Origin of the sequence: Kerstersia gyiorum (assembly GCF_048595715.1) — a bacterium.
GTDB lineage: Bacteria > Pseudomonadota > Gammaproteobacteria > Burkholderiales > Burkholderiaceae_B > Kerstersia > Kerstersia gyiorum.
In genome coordinates this window covers 296,091-311,262 of record NZ_CP169556.1, presented here as the reverse complement: position 1 = coordinate 311,262, position 15,172 = coordinate 296,091, and the positions used below count along the sequence as shown (strand labels likewise).

Genomic DNA, 15,172 nt, shown 5'->3' with positions numbered 1-15,172 from the left:
ATAAAAGCACTTTATCAACACTATGATCTGTCTTCGATCCATATGCTTTGGACCAGTTTTCTTTCCGAACCCAAACAGGTACTCGAAGGCTGGCATTTCGCCACCATGTCCGAAGCCAGGATTGTGTTGACCCCTTCCGGACGCATCGAGGCCTATAACGATCACCCGATCCAGGCCATCCACGGCGATAGCGAATTCCTGGGCGACCTCGCCCAGGACATGGAGTCCTACCTGGAAGCCTTGCTATGCGGGCAAATGAACAAATCCCATTTTGCCTCTGGCTTTGGAGATGAACCCGGTGTACGTGAGAAACTGGAGCCCATTGTGCAGCTTTGCACTGCCATTGCCGGCGGTGAGGAGTTCAGGGATTTCTGGGAAGGCACGCTAGGACTGTAGATTTGACAGCTCCCGTCCAGCGATTCAGCCTGTCCATCCTGATGCGGTGCTTGCCGCCACCTGGCGCATTGCACAATGGATATGGCACGCGAAATCCGGTCAAATGAGCAGCGCAGGCATCATTGCTACAAGCCGTCTCCCAACAAACCGGACATCATGATTCCCGCAATGCCTCTCTTGCCGTCATCCTCCCGCAGGAATCCCCTACTACCCTGTCATACGGGGCCGGCGCACAATCCTTCCAGCAAGGCTGATGCATGCCCCCGTCCATCACGAGACCTCAAGGAGACAACTCATGGCAGGCAAGAAAATCCTGATGATTTGCGGCGATTATTGCGAAGACTACGAAACCATGGTGCCGTTCCAGACACTGCTGGCGGTGGGCCATGAGGTGCTTGCCGCCTGCCCCGGCAAGAAGGCGGGCGAGCAGATCAAGACGGCGATCCACGATTTCGAAGGCGCGCAAACCTATAGCGAAAAACCCGGCCACAATTTCACGCTCAATGGCAGCTTCGATAGCCTGGATCCCGCTGATTTCGATGCCCTGGTGATTCCCGGCGGCCGCGGCCCCGAGTATCTGCGCCTGAATGCCAAGGTGATCGCTGCCGTGCGCCATTTCTTCGAGGCCGACAAGCCGGTGGCGGCGGTCTGCCACGGCGCGCAATTGCTGGCCGGCGCTGGCGTGCTGAAAGGTCGTTCGTGCTCCGCCTACCCGGCCTGCCAACCGGATGTGGAAACGGCCGGCGGCACCTATATGAATATTCCGGTAGACCAGGCCCACACCGACGGCAATCTGGTGACGGCCCCCGCCTGGCCGGCACACCCGGCCTGGATGGCACAATTCCTGAAGGTGCTGGGCACGCGCATCAGCCACGACTGACTGCAACGCTGACCTGCAGGGCCGGGCGCATGCGCCCGGCACGCATGACGCGCCTGGCTCTACAATTGCGCCATGAATACCGTCAGCAAAACCCCAACTCCCATTCAGTATCGTATCGAACCCTTCGACCCGGCCGGGCACCGTTTCCGCGTGCACCTGAAGGTCGAGCAGCCGGATGCCGGTGGCCAGTGCTTTGCGCTGCCCGCCTGGATTCCCGGCAGTTACCTGATCCGCGATTTCGCGCGCCAGATCGAAACCATTTCTGCCCGTTGCCACGGCGCTGCCGTCGCACTGCGCAAGCTGGATGATCACCGCTGGCAAGCCGATGCGGCCGAGGGCCCGCTGGAACTGGAATACACCGTTTATGCCTGGGATCTGTCCGTGCGCGGCGCGCACCTGGATGAAAGCCACGGCTTTTTCAATGGCACCAGCGTGTTCCTGCAAGTCGTCGGCCAGGAAGACCGCCCCTGCCTGGTTGATATTGCTGCCCCCGCCGGCATCAACGGCTGGAAGGTACACACCAGCCTGCCCGAAGCCCGCGGCCTGCCCGGCTGCGCTCGCCGCCATGGTTTTGGCTGCTATCTTGCGCCCGACTACGACGCACTTATCGACCACCCGGTGGAAATGGGCACGCCGATGGTGGCCCGCTTCGACGCCTATGGCGCCGAGCACGAGATTGTCTTTACCGGCCTGGTTCCACAGCTGGACCTGTCCCGCATCATTGACGATGTGCGCCGCATCTGCGAAACGCAGATTGCGTTTTTCGAGCCTGAAACCCGCCGCGCGCCGTTTCTGGACAGCGCCCGCCGCTACGTGTTCCTGGTCCAGGTGACCGGCGACGGTTATGGTGGCCTGGAGCACCGCGCCAGCACGGCGCTGCTGGTGTCGCGCAATGACCTGCCCGTGCTGGGCGAGACCGAACAGAGCGACGGCTACCGCAGTTTCCTGGGGTTGGTCAGCCACGAATATTTCCACACCTGGCACGTCAAGCGCATCAAGCCCGCCGCCTTCGTGCCCTATGTGCTGGACCGCCCCGCACACACGCGCCTGCTTTGGGTCTTCGAGGGTTTTACGTCCTACTACGACGACCTGATGCTGTTGCGTGCCGGGGTCATCAGTGAGACCAATTACTTCAAGCTGCTGGGCAAGACGCTGCATGTGGTGCACAACGGCACCGGCCGCTTCAAGCAATCCGTCGCACAAAGCAGTTTCGATGCCTGGACGCGCTACTACAAGCAAGACGAGAACTCGGTCAATGCGATTTCCAGCTACTACACCAAGGGTTCTCTGGTGGCGCTCGCCCTGGACCTGCACCTGCGCAACGCCAGCGGCGGCAAGAAATCGCTGGACGATGTGATGCGCCTGCTGTGGAAGCGCTATGGCCGGGAGTTCTATCGCGGCCTGGCGCGCGGCATTCCCGAAGATGCCATGCCGGCATTGGTACAGGAAGCCACCGGCATCGACGCGACGGCTGAAATCGCGGCATGGACCGAAGGCACCGAAGACCTGCCATTGCCGCAACTGTTCGCCGCGCAAGGGTTCCAGGCCGGACCGGCAGCCGCCGGCAGCGCTCCGTCGCTGGATATCCGCACCCGTGTCGCCAGCGACGGCGCGGGCATCGCCGCCGTGCAGGAAGGCGGCGCGGCACACCATGGCGGCCTGTCCGCACAAGACCTAATCATTGCCGCCGATGGCCTGCGCATCGCGTCCGTGGATGCGCTCAATGCAATGCTGGCCCGCCGCCGCGCAGGCGATGTCGTACGCTTCCACGTGTTCCGCCGCGACGAACTGCGCCAGTTCACCGTCACGCTGAACCCGGCCCAGCCCGGCAACTGGACCATCAGCAAACTGGCAGGCCCTGCCGCGTAAGCGGCCGGGCGCGGCAGCAGGGCTCGCGCCCGCATGCCGCCCCGCGCTTGTCCGGCACGCATTTGCCCGGTGCCGATCTCCGGCCACCGGAGATCGGCCGGACCAAGCAGGTCAACCCGCAAGACAAGCCGACGGGCATCGGAATGCCCTAAAATCCGGCGCATGAACCAGAGTTCCTTTTCTTCCGGCATTCGCCGCGCCGTCCTCATCACCGGCGCCGCCCGGCGCATGGGCAGCGCCATCGCCCTGGGTTTTGCACAACGCGGCTGGGATGTCGTCATTCATCACCGCGCCAGCCCGGACGAAGCGCATGCCACGGCAGACGCCGTACGGGCCTGTGGCGCGCAGGCAGCCATCATTGCGGCCGACCTCGCCGAAGACGGCGCAGCCGGCCAGCTGTTCCAGGAAGCACTGGCCGCATTCGGCCATCTGGATGCCGTGGTCAACAACGCCTCTCGTTTTGACTACGACGATGCCGACAGCTTCGACACCAGCCTGCTGTTCGGCCACATGCGGCCCAACCTGGTGGCGCCCGTCGCGCTGGCGCGCGATCTGGCCCGCCATGTGCGCGAGCGCCAGGCCCGGGGCGTGGTGATCAACCTGCTGGACCAGAAACTCTGGAACTACAACCCGGATTTCTTCAGCTATACCCTGAGCAAGGCCGCGCTGGAATCTGCCACCACCATGCTGGCACAGGCGCTGGCGCCGCACGTGCGCGTGGTCGGCATCGCACCAGGGCTGACCCTGCCCAGCCATCTGCAAACGCCTGAAGCCTTCGAGCAAACGCACCGCCTGGCCCCCCTGGGGCAGGCCAGCACCGCTGCCGATATCGCCGACGCTGCGGTTTTCATGGCGCACAACCCTGCCATCACCGGCACCACGCTGCTGGTCGATGGCGGCCAGCATCTGGTGGGCTTTGCACGTGACTTCAGCATGATGCCCTCCGGCCCTGACAGCTGAGCCGGCCCGCCGCCCCAACGGAGTTGTCCCTCCTGAAGCCACGCCGCGACCGCCCTTCTTTTTTCGACACCCAATCATCATGTACCTACGCCGCGTTTTCTTTTCCCGCCTGGCGGTGGACGCCAACATCGGCATCCTGGCCCACGAACTGCGCACCACCCAACCCTTGCACATAGACGCGGAATTCGACGTCATCATCCGCCAGCCCGTCAACGACCACGATATCCGCAGCGTGCTGGATTACCGTCAGCTGCGCGACGCCATCATCGCCGAATGCACGCGCGGCCACGTCAACCTGATCGAGACCCTGTGCGAAAAGGTGGGCCTGCGCCTGCTGGCCGATTTCAACGATATACAGGCCGTCAAGCTGCGCATCAGCAAACCGACGGTTTTCTCCGATTGCGCCGCTGTCGGCGTAGAAGTCACCATGGACCGGAATACGACGCTATGAGTATCGCCACCCCGGATACCGCCGCCACGCCCTTGAGCGCGAAAGCCCAGGCCCGCGAACGCCTGGAAAACAACAAGCTGGCCAAGCGCCTGGCCAGGGAAACCACCCGCGCCATTTCCGACTACAACATGATCGAGGCAGGCGACCGCGTCATGGTCTGCCTGTCGGGCGGCAAGGATTCCTATGGCCTGCTGGACATCCTGATGCGGCTGCGTGTAAGGGCACCCTTTCATTTCGATATCGTGGCGGTCAACCTGGACCAGAAGCAGCCCGGTTTCCCCGACCACATCCTGCCCGAGTATCTTCGCAGCCTGGACGTACCGTTCCACATCGAAACGCAGGACACCTATTCGATCGTGACCCGCCTGGTGCCCGAAGGCAAGACCATGTGCTCGCTGTGCTCGCGCCTGCGGCGCGGCATTCTGTACCGCGTGGCCGATGAACTGGGCGCAACCAAGATTGCGCTGGGCCACCATCGCGACGATATCCTGGCCACTTTTTTCCTGAACCTGTTCTATGGCGGCAAAATGAAGGGCATGCCGCCCAAGCTGGTATCCGACGACGGCCGCCATACGGTCATCCGCCCGCTGGCCTACGTGCCCGAGCGCGACCTGATCGCCTATGCCCGCCACATGCAGTTCCCCATCATCCCCTGTAATCTGTGCGGCAGCCAGGAGAACCTGAAGCGCCAGGAAGTCGGCCGCATGATCGCGCAGTGGGACAAGGAACAGCCGGGACGCGCCTGGAACATCTTCAATGCGCTGTCACGCGTCGTGCCGTCGCACCTGATGGACCGCGAGTTGTTCGATTTCGTCGGCCTCAAGCCCACTGGCATCCCGGATGCCGAAGGCGACAAGGCCTTCGATGGCGACGAATTCCAGGGCCCGGAATCGCACCAGGAACATGACGAGACAGACAACACCAGCCCGGCAGCCGCCCAGGAAGCCGTGATGGCAGCCACGCCCGCCACACCGGCCGTCGGCGCAGCCGTCCCGCTGAAAGAAACCACGCTGACCTTCGTCCGCCCGGCCGGCAGCCAGAAAGCATAACTGGCCCGCAAACCGGACTGGTCAAGCAGGCACATCCTTGCGGGCTGGCACTCAGGCGACGACCTTCACCTTGGCCGAAGCCTGTTTTGCCTTGATGCGCGCAGCCTCGGCATCGTCAGCCACCGCCAGCGCCACACCCATGCGGCGTTTGACGAAGGATTCCGGCTTGCCAAACAGGCGCAAGTCCACGCCGGGTTCGGCCAGGGCCTGCGCCACTCCGTCGAACGACACGGCCCCGGCATCCACCCCGCCATAGATCACGCTGCTGGCGCCCGGCTGGCGTAGCGCAGTATCCACCGGCAGCCCCAGCAATGCACGCGCATGCAGCACAAACTCGCTCTGCGCCTGGGTCACCATGGTGACCATGCCAGTATCATGCGGGCGCGGGCTGACCTCCGAGAACCACACCTGGTCGCCCGCCACGAACAATTCGACCCCGAATACGCCCCAGCCGCCCAGCGCGCCAGTCACGGCTTCGGCAATTTCCCGGGCGCGCGCCAGCGCCTTGTCCGACATGGGGTGCGGCTGCCAGCTTTCGACGTAATCGCCGTCCACCTGCCGGTGGCCGATGGGCGCGCAGAAGCCGGTGCGCGTCGTGCCGTCCGCAGCGCGGGAGCGCACGGTCAGCAGTGTGATTTCATAATCGAAATTGATAAAGCCCTCGACGATGGCACGGCCCCCGCCGACACGTCCGCCTTCCTGCGCAACGCGCCAGGCTTCGGCCACGTCTTCCGGCGTGCGGATGACCGATTGCCCCTTGCCCGACGACGACATGACGGGCTTGATCACGCAGGGATAACCGATGCCGCCGTCAATCGCCGCCTGCAACTCCGCCAGGCTGTCGATAAAACGATAGGGTGACGTCGACAGGCCCAGCTCTTCGGCCGCCAGACGCCGGATACCCTCGCGGTTCATGGTCAGGCGCGCGGCCCGGGCCGTCGGTGTTACCCGCGCCACCCCGGCCTGCTCCAGCTCCACCAGCAGGTCGGTCGCGATGGCCTCGATTTCTGGCACGATAATGTGCGGGCGCTCCTGCTCGATGACGCGGCGCAGCGCGTCGCGATCCGTCATCGGAATAACATGCGCACGGTGGGCCACCTGCTGGCCCGGCGCATTTTCATAGCGGTCGACGGCAATGACCTCCGCCCCCAGTTGCTGCAAGGCAATCACCACTTCCTTGCCCAGTTCCCCCGCGCCCAACAACATGACACGCACTGCGCGGTCGGACAAAGGGGTTCCCAACATAACGGGGGCATTGGCGGTCGGCATGAGCCTGCTCCATAAAGAATGACAAGACAAAAGGATAAAAGCCGCGAACGACCGGTCTGGTGCGCCATAATTCAGCCAGAGGCGCGCCGCCAGGCGGCTACGCCCGCCAGATTGCCATGCGCATGCCGGCTTTGCAAATCCCGTATGCGCCGGCACCGGCAGCACTGCACTAAAATCCCGCAATGGACTCCACGACCGCATTCAACCCCGAACTCGCGCTGGCCAGCGCATTCCGCACCCTGGAAACCGAAGCACAGGCGATCCTGGCGCTGCGCGAATCCCTGCGCAACGCCTTTCCCCAGGCCGTCGAACGCATCCTGGCCTGCAAAGGGCGGGTGATTGTCAGCGGCCTGGGCAAGACCGGCCACATCGCCACCAAGATCGCCGCTACCTTCGCCTCCACCGGCACGCCATCTTTTTTCCTGCATGCCGCCGAAGCAGTGCATGGCGACCTGGGCATGGTGACCAGCAATGACATCCTGATCGCCCTGTCACAATCCGGCGGCAGCCAGGAATTGCTGACCATCCTGCCGGCCGTGCGCCGGCTGGGCGTACCGGTGATCGCCATCAGCGGCAACCCGCAGTCGGAACTTGCGCGCAATGCGGATATCTATCTCAGTAGCGCCGTCGCGCAGGAAGCCTGCCCGCTTAACCTGGCACCGACTGCCAGCACCACGGCAGCCCTGGCCCTGGGCGATGCGCTGGCTGTCGCCTGCCTGGAAGCCCGAGGCTTCAATGCAGAGGATTTCGCCCGTTCGCATCCGGGTGGCGCATTGGGCCGACGCTTGCTGACCCTCGTGCGTGACATCATGCGACAGGGGGAACAATTGCCCACCGTGCCGGCCCAGGCTGGCATGATCCAGGCACTGGAGGAAATTTCGCGCAAAGGCATGGGCATGACCGCCGTGCTGGATGCCGACGGACGGCCCTGCGGCATTTTTACCGATGGCGACTTGCGCCGCCTGCTGGAAAAACGTGGCAGCATTACCGGCCTGAGCGTCAGCGACGGCATGACGCGCCAGCCCCATTCGATCAACCCCGAAGCAATGGCCGTCGACGCCGCTGCCCGCATGGACGAAATGCGAGTCAGCCAATTGCTCGTTACCGACAGCCAGGGCAAGCTGGTGGGCGCCCTGCACATGCATGACCTGATGGCCGCCAAGGTTATCTGAGCCCCCGACCGCCATCCCTGCCGCACCAAGGAAACCAATGACTACGCCATCCTCCCTCAGTTCCACGCCGCACCCCATCGACGCGCTCGTCCTGTCGGGCCTGCCCGAAACGACCCGCGAGCGCGCCGCTGCCGTGCGCCTGCTGGCGCTGGATGTGGATGGCGTACTGACCGATGGCAGCCTGATCTACGGCGAACAGGGCGAAGCGCTCAAGCGCTTCAATGTCCTGGATGGCTACGGCCTGCAAATGCTGCGCGACAACGGCATCGTCGTCGCACTGGTCACCGGCCGCAAAGGCCTGATCCTGGAACGGCGCGCAGCCGACCTGGGCATAGGTATCGTCCTGCAGGGGGTGCGCGACAAATGCGGCGCCCTGCAGGAACTGGCCCGCGAACATGGCCTCCTGCTGTCGCAGACCGCCTTCATGGGCGACGACCTGATCGACGTGCCGGCCATGCTGCGTGCCGGCCTGGCCGCCAGCGTTCCCAATGCGCCCGCCTATGTACGCCAGGCCGCCCATTGGATATCCGGCCTGAAAGGCGGCCATGGCGCCGTGCGTGAATGCAGCGACCTGATCCTCGCGGCGCAAGGCAAGCTGGGGCAACGCGTGCAATCCGGCGGCGCAGGCGCGCCCGTCGTCCAGTAGCGAGGCTCCCATGCGCGACCGCATGCCCTCTCTCACTGCCCTGATCCTGCTGCTGGCACTGGTAGCCGGCACCTGGTGGGCGGCCGATTATGCGCAGCGTTCGATTCCCATCGACCCGCCGCCACGCATGACCCACGAACCCGACGCCTGGGCAGAGGAATTCGCACTCATGCAGACCAGCCCGGACGGACGCCCCACCAGCCGGCTGGAAGGCCGCCGCATGGAACATTTCCCGGATGACGACTCCTATGCCGTGGACGCGCCGCGCGCCATCAGCCAGCAAGCCGCCAATCCGGTTACCATAGGCACCGCCAATACCGGCATCCTGGATCAGGACGGCAAGCGCATCACCCTGCAAGGCCAGGCGCGGCTGCTCCGGAAAGCAGATGCGGACCGCCCCGAACTGGAAGTGCGCAGCGAAGAAATCATCATCCTGCCAGACGACGACCTGGCCTATACGGACCAGCCTGCCACCGTCACCCATGGGAAATCACGCATGCAAGGCACTGGTATGCGCTATGACAATTCCACCCGGCAGTTGAAGGTCCAGTCTTCCACGCAAGTCCATATCGACGGCGAAAGCCAGCCTGCGCTCCGATCCCCTAGTTCACGACAGCCATGACTCCATTCTTTCTTGCCCGTCCCATCCTCCTGTTGAGCGCCTGCGCGGCGCTGCTGTGCGGCACTGCGCAGGCCCAGCAAGCGGACGCAGCCGACCCCAGCACGCAAATCCTGTCCGTGTCGCTGGAGTATGACGACCTCAACCGCAGCAGCATCTTCACCGGCGACGTCATCATGACGCGCGGCATGATGACGCTCAATGCCGATCGCCTGGAAATGCGCGAAGACAAGGACGGCTTCCAGTACGGCACGGCCACGGCCAACACCGGCAAACAGGTGCGCATCCGCCAGGAACGCCCGGAAAATGCAGAGATCTTCGAGGCACGCGGGCAGCGCGCCGACTACGACAGCAAGGCGGAAACCATCGTCCTCAACGGCAATGCCAGCATCGTACGCATGATCTGCGGCAAGCCCTACGACCGCATCCACGGCGACCGCATTGTCTACAACCAAAAGAACGACACCTATTCGGCCAGCAGCGAATCCGGCCGCGTCCGCTCCGTGGCCCAGCCGCGCAACAAGACCGAGGCTGCCGCAGCCGAGTGTCTTGGCCGCCCCGCCGCCAAGCAGGAATAAGGCTCACGATGGCAAATATCTCTTCCTCCGCGCTGGGCAGCAAAACTCCCGGCAGCCTGCGCGCCACCGGCCTGCGCAAGACCTACAACAAGCGCACCGTGGTCCAGGACGTTTCCGTCTCCGTCGACAGCGGCGAAGTCGTCGGCCTGCTGGGCCCCAACGGGGCAGGCAAAACCACCAGCTTCTACATGATCGTCGGCCTGGTACCGGCCGACGCCGGCCGCATCGAGATCGACGGCCGTGACGCCACTGCGCTGCCCATCCACCGCCGCGCGCGCCTGGGTCTGTCCTACCTGCCGCAGGACGCTTCCGTCTTCCGCCGCCTGACGGTAGAGCAGAATATCCGTGCCGTCCTGGAACTGCAGATCGACGCCAATGGCAAAACCCTGCCCAAGCAGGCTGTCGACGAACAGCTCGAAGGCCTGCTGGATGAATTGCAGATCGACCATATCCGCGAAAGCATGGCGATTTCGCTGTCTGGCGGCGAACGCCGCCGCGTGGAAATCGCCCGGGCGCTGGCCACTCGGCCACGCTTCATCCTGCTCGACGAGCCCTTTGCCGGCGTCGACCCGATCGCCGTGATCGAAATCCAGCGCATCGTGCGTTTTCTCAAGGGGCGAGGCATAGGTGTGCTCATTACCGACCACAATGTGCGTGAAACCCTGGGCATCTGCGACCGCGCCTACATCATCAGCGAAGGCAAGGTACTGACCGACGGCCACCCCGACGAAATCGTTGGCGATCCGGCAGTACGGCGCGTCTACCTGGGTGAGCATTTCCGCATGTAGCCAGGCGCTGCGCGCCGTGGCCGCGACATTTCAGGACAATTCACACCCGGGTTTGTCCTGCCTCATGGACAGTGACAATCACCCTGCCGGCGGGCTTGCTTTCGGCGCTCATCCCGATACACTGGGAACATACGACGGGAAAATATCCCGTCAGGCACCGGGGCTCAGGCCATCTGGCAGGCGCCCCGGGTTCATCACCCCGGAGGGAGCAATATGAATCTGAATATCAGCGGTCACCACCTGGAAGTCACCCCTGCCATCCGCGACTACGTCACATCCAAGCTCTCCCGCGCCCTGGGCCGATTCGACAGCGTCATAGACGCCCAGGTCATCCTGTCGGTCGAGAAGCTGCGCCACAAGGCCGAAGTCACGGTCCGCGTACCCGGCAAGGACCTGCACAGCGAAGCCGTTGAGGAAACCCTCTACGCCGCCATCGACCTGCTGGCCGACAAGCTCGACAGGCAAGTCACCGACCACAAGAATCGTGTCCGTGACCACGCCCACGAATCCGCCAAGCGCCAGGTCATTGAATAACAAGGCAACACCCGCATACCGCCCGCTCAGCCGGGCGGTATGCATTTCCGGCCCCCGCACAAGCGAAAAGATTTTTGCATTGCGGCATAAGTCCCTATAATGCGAAACCATGAACCATTTGTCGCGCATTCTGCCTGCCGGCAATGTCGTGCTCGACCTGCCCGTCACCAGCAAGAAACGGGCATTCGAGCAGGCCGGCCTGCTATTTGAAAACCATCACGGCCTGGCTCGCTCCACCGTGTTTGACAGCCTGTTCTCCCGGGAACGGCTGGGTTCCACCGCACTCGGCCACGGCGTTGCCGTTCCCCATGGCCGCGTCAAGGGCCTGACGCACGCGCTCTCCGCGTTCTATCGCCTGGCGCAACCCATTCCCTTCGATGCCCCCGACGGCCAGCCCGTCAGCCTGTTGATGTTCCTGCTGGTGCCGGAAACCGCCACCCAGCAGCACCTGGACATCCTGGCCGAACTGGCACAACTGCTTTCCGACAAGTCCTTGCGCGAGCGCCTGATGACGGAAACAGACCCGGGCATCGTTCACCAACTCCTGACCCAGTACGCGCCTTCCGGGGCGTCCGGGGAATAGGGTCGTCCGCCATGGTGACGATCCGCAACCTGGTCGAGGACAACGCCCCCCTCGTCCCGTTTACCTGGATCGCCAGCGAGGCCGCCGCCGATCGCGAGATCCCCAATGACGGCGATTCCGCCGCCGATCTCATCGGCCACCTGAACCTGATACACCCTGGACGCATCCAGGTCTTCGGCGATCAGGAAATTGACTTCTACTGCCGCCTGGAGCGGCGCCGCCGCGGCCAACATCTGGCCGAACTGCTGGCGGCCGGCGTACCGGCCATGATCCTCGCCGAAGACGCCATCAGCCGCACTCCGCCAGACCTGATCCAGGCCTGCGAAAGCCAGCAGGTGCCGCTGCTGGCCACCCCCATGCCCGCAGCCCGTGTCATCGACCTGCTGCGCAATTACATCGGCAAGCGCATGGCACCCACCACGACGGTGCATGGCGTGTTCATGGACGTACTGGGGCTGGGCGTGCTGATCACCGGAGAATCCGGGCTGGGCAAAAGCGAACTGGCACTGGAACTGATTTCCCGGGGCCATGGCCTGGTGGCCGACGATGCCGTCGATTTCGCCCGCACCGCGCCCACCCTGGTGGAAGGCTATTGCCCACCGCTGTTGCAGAACCTGCTGGAAGTACGCGGCCTGGGCCTGCTGGATATCCGCACTATCTTCGGCGAAACCTCGGTGCGGCGCAAAATGCCGCTCAAGCTCATCGTCCACCTGGTGCGTTCCAGCGCTACGGAAAAATTCGAGCGACTGCCGCTGCAGGACCTCAGCCAGGATGTGCTCGGCCTGCCCATACGCAAAGTCATGCTGCAGGTTGCGGCTGGCCGCAACCTGGCCGTTTTGGTCGAGGCCGCCGTGCGCAATACCATCCTCAAACTGCGTGGCATAGATACACTGGGAGAGTTCATGAGCCGTCAATCCCAGGCCATCATGCAGGGAATCGACAAGCCATGAATCACGCGGTTCAGGATATCGTCATCATCACCGGCATATCCGGCTCCGGCAAATCCGTCGCGCTGCGCATGCTGGAGGATTCAGGCTACACCTGTATCGACAACCTGCCCATCCGTTATCTGCAGGATTTCTGCGTCGACCTGAATTCACAGCCTCCCAGCCATGCCGCCGTCGCCATCGACGCACGCACGCCTGGTGAAATCGAAGACCTGCCGCAGGTGCTTACCGCCATCCGCGCCATGGGCATCCCCTTGCGCGTGATCTTCCTGGATGCCAGCACCGAAGCGCTGGTGCAGCGCTACTCGGAATCGCGCCGGCGCCACCCGCTGACCGACAGGCTGTCGGCCTACGGCAAAACGCTCACCCTGACGGAATGCATCCAGCAGGAACGTGAACTGCTGGCGCCATTGCGCGAGCAGGAACACATCATCGACACCTCCTATCTCAGCCCCGCGCAACTACGCCACTGGATAGGCCAGGTCGTGCAGGTCGAACGCCTGCCGCTGCTGCTGACTTTCGAATCCTTCGCCTACAAGATCGGCGTACCCAGTGACGCCGATCTTGTCTTCGATGCCCGCTGCCTGCCCAATCCGCACTACGACGCGGCATTGCGGCCGCTGACCGGCAAGGATGCACCCGTGGCCAAATGGCTGGAAGGCTACGCCCAGGTTGGCGAAATGATCGACGACATCTATGGCCTGGTGCGCAAGTGGCTGCCCCGCTACATGCAGGACACCCGCAGCTACCTGACGGTTGCGGTCGGCTGTACCGGGGGCCAGCACCGTTCCGTGTATGTCGTCGAACAACTGGCCCGGCGCTTCGCTTCGCATTCCCCCTTGCTGGTACGCCACCGCTCGCCCATCCATATTCCGCGCGCATGATGTACCGGTCGTCCATCATCCTGCCTGGCGCCTGCTCACCAGGCCAGACATCCGGCTCCTCGTTCCTGACGCCGCGTCCGGCCCGCCGCTGGGCCTGGATGGCACTGGCCATGCTGCTGGTATTGCTGCTGGCCGCCTGCGGCGGTTCCCCCAAGCGCGGCGGCTACTACAAGGATGATGGCCCGCATGCCCGCGTACCTGCCGATCTGGACAAGGTCCCGGATGCCGTGCCGCGCGTGGAACCGTATGCCAGCGGCCCGAACCGGCCCTATAGCGTTTTCGGCAAGAAGTACGTACCGGACACCAGCGGTCGCGCCTACCGTAACCGTGGCACTGCCTCGTGGTATGGCAAGAAATTTCATGGCCAGCCGACGTCCAACGGCGAAACCTACGACATGTACAAGATGACGGCCGCGCACCCCACGCTGCCCATTCCCAGCTACGCGAAGGTGACCCGCACTGCCAATGGCCGCAGCGTCATTGTCCGCATCAACGACCGCGGCCCCTTCCATGATGGCCGCATCATCGACCTTTCCTACGCCGCCGCCCACCGGCTGGACATCATCGCCCCCGGCAGTGGCGAAGTGATCGTCGAATGGATCAGCCCGGATGACATCCGGGGCAACCGGGTACCGCAACCCTCAGGCCCGTCACCCGCCGCAGTAGCCGCCGCCGTACCTGCCAGCCCGTCACCATCCACGCCGGCAATTTCTGCCGCCATGCCTGGCATCTTCCTGCAACTGGGCGCTTTCGGCTCGGCAGACAACGCCAATGCCTTCCTGGCACACATGCGCAGCGAACTCGACGATGACCCCCGCCTGAGGCTGGAACAAGGCGGCAATGGCATCTACCGTGTCCGGCTGGGCCCCTACCCCGACCGCAGCAGCGCGGAAGACGCAGCCAGCCGTATCGGCCGCCAGCTGGGCATTTCACCCTCCATTGCCCTGCAGCCCTGAGCCGGCCGCCCATGAAGCCCGTACGCCGGTTCCGGCAACGCCTGTTGCCCTGCCTGATCCTGATCGCCCTGCTGGTGCTGGCCGCATTCGGCTATACGCGCATCATGGGCCGGGTCGCGCCCGGCATGCCCCCTGTTGCCGAACAAGGCACTCCGAAAGCCGATCTGGTACGTGTCTATAAGTCCGCCAGGCGCCTGGAGCTCTGGCAGGGCGCTACCTTGCTCGCCAGCTACCGCATCGCGCTTGGCGGCGCGCCTGACGCCGGACACAAGCAGCAGGAAGGCGACCAGCGCACGCCAGAAGGCAGATATGTGATCGACTGGCGCAACCCGCGCTCACGCGCTTACCTGAGCCTGCACATTTCCTACCCCAACGCACAGGATCGCCAGGCTGCGGCTGCCGCTGGCTACCCGCCTGGCGGCGATATCATGATCCACGGCCTGCCCAACGGCTGGGGCGCTCTCGGCCTCATTCATCATTGGTGGGACTGGACGGACGGCTGCATCGGCGTCAGCAACAACGACATGCGGGAAATCTGGTCCCTGGTTCCCAACGGCACCGTCATCGAAATCGAAGCCTGAGCGCAGGCCA

At 63.9% G+C, this 15,172-nt stretch carries 18 protein-coding genes; 17 read left to right on the top strand and 1 reads right to left on the bottom strand.

Features of this window, described 5'->3' with window-relative positions:
- Positions 1–42 precede the first annotated feature (42 nt).
- The 6 genes from ACEW7X_RS01360 to ttcA all read left to right on the top strand — a co-directional run bounded on the left by ACEW7X_RS01360 (position 43) and on the right by ttcA (position 5,605).
- Entirely contained in the window at positions 43–396 is a 354-nt protein-coding gene (locus tag ACEW7X_RS01360; RefSeq protein WP_130487606.1) for a hypothetical protein, read from the top strand.
- 295 nt (positions 397–691) lie between these two features.
- Complete coding sequence (locus ACEW7X_RS01355) at positions 692–1,276, top strand: DJ-1/PfpI family protein (protein WP_068371402.1); 585 nt, start codon at positions 692–694, stop codon at positions 1,274–1,276.
- Between the two features lie 72 nt (positions 1,277–1,348).
- Positions 1,349–3,145, top strand: coding sequence for a M61 family metallopeptidase (locus ACEW7X_RS01350; protein WP_130487607.1), 1,797 nt, complete (start codon positions 1,349–1,351; stop codon positions 3,143–3,145).
- A gap of 162 nt (positions 3,146–3,307) precedes the next feature.
- Complete coding sequence (locus tag ACEW7X_RS01345) at positions 3,308–4,105, top strand: SDR family oxidoreductase (RefSeq protein WP_130487608.1); 798 nt, start codon at positions 3,308–3,310, stop codon at positions 4,103–4,105.
- Positions 4,106–4,184: 79 nt separating this feature from the next.
- Positions 4,185–4,556: a dihydroneopterin aldolase gene (locus tag ACEW7X_RS01340; protein ID WP_127773015.1), complete on the top strand. Its 372-nt coding sequence runs from the start codon at positions 4,185–4,187 to the stop codon at positions 4,554–4,556.
- Entirely contained in the window at positions 4,553–5,605 is a 1,053-nt protein-coding gene (gene ttcA / locus ACEW7X_RS01335; protein ID WP_420177514.1) for a tRNA 2-thiocytidine(32) synthetase TtcA, read from the top strand. Before ACEW7X_RS01340 ends, ttcA begins: the two co-directional genes overlap by 4 nt.
- Positions 5,606–5,656: 51 nt before the next feature.
- Here the strand turns inward: ttcA and purT are convergent, their stop codons facing one another.
- Positions 5,657–6,874, bottom strand: a complete 1,218-nt coding sequence (gene purT / locus ACEW7X_RS01330; RefSeq protein ID WP_068371418.1) for a formate-dependent phosphoribosylglycinamide formyltransferase — start codon at positions 6,872–6,874, stop codon at positions 5,657–5,659.
- 182 nt (positions 6,875–7,056) lie between these two features.
- On the opposite strand from purT, the gene ACEW7X_RS01325 reads away from it, so the two are divergent.
- From ACEW7X_RS01325 to ACEW7X_RS01275, 11 genes are all read left to right on the top strand, one after another.
- Positions 7,057–8,046, top strand: coding sequence for a KpsF/GutQ family sugar-phosphate isomerase (locus ACEW7X_RS01325; RefSeq protein ID WP_068371421.1), 990 nt, complete (start codon positions 7,057–7,059; stop codon positions 8,044–8,046).
- Positions 8,047–8,083: 37 nt separating this feature from the next.
- Positions 8,084–8,692 (top strand): KdsC family phosphatase, encoded by a 609-nt coding sequence (locus tag ACEW7X_RS01320; RefSeq protein ID WP_068371424.1) that lies wholly within the window; start codon positions 8,084–8,086, stop codon positions 8,690–8,692.
- Positions 8,693–8,714: 22 nt separating this feature from the next.
- Positions 8,715–9,314, top strand: a complete 600-nt coding sequence (gene lptC / locus ACEW7X_RS01315) for an LPS export ABC transporter periplasmic protein LptC (protein WP_238591382.1) — start codon at positions 8,715–8,717, stop codon at positions 9,312–9,314.
- The gene (gene lptA / locus ACEW7X_RS01310; RefSeq protein ID WP_068371433.1) at positions 9,311–9,889 is read left to right on the top strand and encodes a lipopolysaccharide transport periplasmic protein LptA; all 579 of its coding nucleotides are present in this window, start codon (positions 9,311–9,313) and stop codon (positions 9,887–9,889) included. The genes lptC and lptA overlap by 4 nt, the downstream gene beginning before the upstream one ends.
- A gap of 8 nt (positions 9,890–9,897) precedes the next feature.
- Positions 9,898–10,677, top strand: a complete 780-nt coding sequence (lptB, locus tag ACEW7X_RS01305; protein ID WP_068371434.1) for an LPS export ABC transporter ATP-binding protein — start codon at positions 9,898–9,900, stop codon at positions 10,675–10,677.
- 213 nt (positions 10,678–10,890) lie between these two features.
- Positions 10,891–11,211 carry a ribosome hibernation-promoting factor, HPF/YfiA family gene (gene hpf / locus ACEW7X_RS01300; protein WP_068371443.1) on the top strand — a complete coding sequence of 107 codons (321 nt, stop codon included), beginning with the start codon at positions 10,891–10,893 and terminating at the stop codon, positions 11,209–11,211.
- 109 nt (positions 11,212–11,320) lie between these two features.
- On the top strand, positions 11,321–11,794 hold the full coding sequence (locus tag ACEW7X_RS01295; RefSeq protein ID WP_068371447.1) for a PTS sugar transporter subunit IIA: 474 nt from the start codon (positions 11,321–11,323) through the stop codon (positions 11,792–11,794).
- Between the two features lie 11 nt (positions 11,795–11,805).
- Complete coding sequence (hprK, locus tag ACEW7X_RS01290) at positions 11,806–12,744, top strand: HPr(Ser) kinase/phosphatase (RefSeq protein WP_068371450.1); 939 nt, start codon at positions 11,806–11,808, stop codon at positions 12,742–12,744.
- Positions 12,741–13,625, top strand: a complete 885-nt coding sequence (rapZ, locus tag ACEW7X_RS01285; protein WP_068371453.1) for an RNase adapter RapZ — start codon at positions 12,741–12,743, stop codon at positions 13,623–13,625. The genes hprK and rapZ overlap by 4 nt, the downstream gene beginning before the upstream one ends.
- A gap of 98 nt (positions 13,626–13,723) precedes the next feature.
- Positions 13,724–14,581, top strand: a complete 858-nt coding sequence (locus tag ACEW7X_RS01280) for a septal ring lytic transglycosylase RlpA family protein (protein WP_068371609.1) — start codon at positions 13,724–13,726, stop codon at positions 14,579–14,581.
- A gap of 11 nt (positions 14,582–14,592) precedes the next feature.
- Positions 14,593–15,162: a L,D-transpeptidase family protein gene (locus tag ACEW7X_RS01275; protein ID WP_420177513.1), complete on the top strand. Its 570-nt coding sequence runs from the start codon at positions 14,593–14,595 to the stop codon at positions 15,160–15,162.
- The last annotated feature ends 10 nt before the right edge of the window (positions 15,163–15,172 follow it).

Coding starts and splice junctions, on each gene's coding strand:
- ACEW7X_RS01360 (WP_130487606.1), top strand. CDS start 43: ATGCTTTGGACCAGTTTTCTTTCCGAACCCAAACAGGTACTCGAAGGC.
- ACEW7X_RS01295 (WP_068371447.1), top strand. CDS start 11,321: ATGAACCATTTGTCGCGCATTCTGCCTGCCGGCAATGTCGTGCTCGAC.
- ACEW7X_RS01355 (WP_068371402.1), top strand. CDS start 692: ATGGCAGGCAAGAAAATCCTGATGATTTGCGGCGATTATTGCGAAGAC.
- ACEW7X_RS01345 (WP_130487608.1), top strand. CDS start 3,308: ATGAACCAGAGTTCCTTTTCTTCCGGCATTCGCCGCGCCGTCCTCATC.
- hprK (WP_068371450.1), top strand. CDS start 11,806: ATGGTGACGATCCGCAACCTGGTCGAGGACAACGCCCCCCTCGTCCCG.
- ACEW7X_RS01280 (WP_068371609.1), top strand. CDS start 13,724: ATGGCACTGGCCATGCTGCTGGTATTGCTGCTGGCCGCCTGCGGCGGT.
- ACEW7X_RS01350 (WP_130487607.1), top strand. CDS start 1,349: ATGAATACCGTCAGCAAAACCCCAACTCCCATTCAGTATCGTATCGAA.
- ACEW7X_RS01320 (WP_068371424.1), top strand. CDS start 8,084: ATGACTACGCCATCCTCCCTCAGTTCCACGCCGCACCCCATCGACGCG.
- hpf (WP_068371443.1), top strand. CDS start 10,891: ATGAATCTGAATATCAGCGGTCACCACCTGGAAGTCACCCCTGCCATC.
- ACEW7X_RS01325 (WP_068371421.1), top strand. CDS start 7,057: ATGGACTCCACGACCGCATTCAACCCCGAACTCGCGCTGGCCAGCGCA.
- ACEW7X_RS01340 (WP_127773015.1), top strand. CDS start 4,185: ATGTACCTACGCCGCGTTTTCTTTTCCCGCCTGGCGGTGGACGCCAAC.
- ttcA (WP_420177514.1), top strand. CDS start 4,553: ATGAGTATCGCCACCCCGGATACCGCCGCCACGCCCTTGAGCGCGAAA.
- lptC (WP_238591382.1), top strand. CDS start 8,715: ATGCCCTCTCTCACTGCCCTGATCCTGCTGCTGGCACTGGTAGCCGGC.
- lptA (WP_068371433.1), top strand. CDS start 9,311: ATGACTCCATTCTTTCTTGCCCGTCCCATCCTCCTGTTGAGCGCCTGC.
- rapZ (WP_068371453.1), top strand. CDS start 12,741: ATGAATCACGCGGTTCAGGATATCGTCATCATCACCGGCATATCCGGC.
- ACEW7X_RS01275 (WP_420177513.1), top strand. CDS start 14,593: ATGAAGCCCGTACGCCGGTTCCGGCAACGCCTGTTGCCCTGCCTGATC.
- purT (WP_068371418.1), bottom strand. CDS start 6,874: ATGCCGACCGCCAATGCCCCCGTTATGTTGGGAACCCCTTTGTCCGAC.
- lptB (WP_068371434.1), top strand. CDS start 9,898: ATGGCAAATATCTCTTCCTCCGCGCTGGGCAGCAAAACTCCCGGCAGC.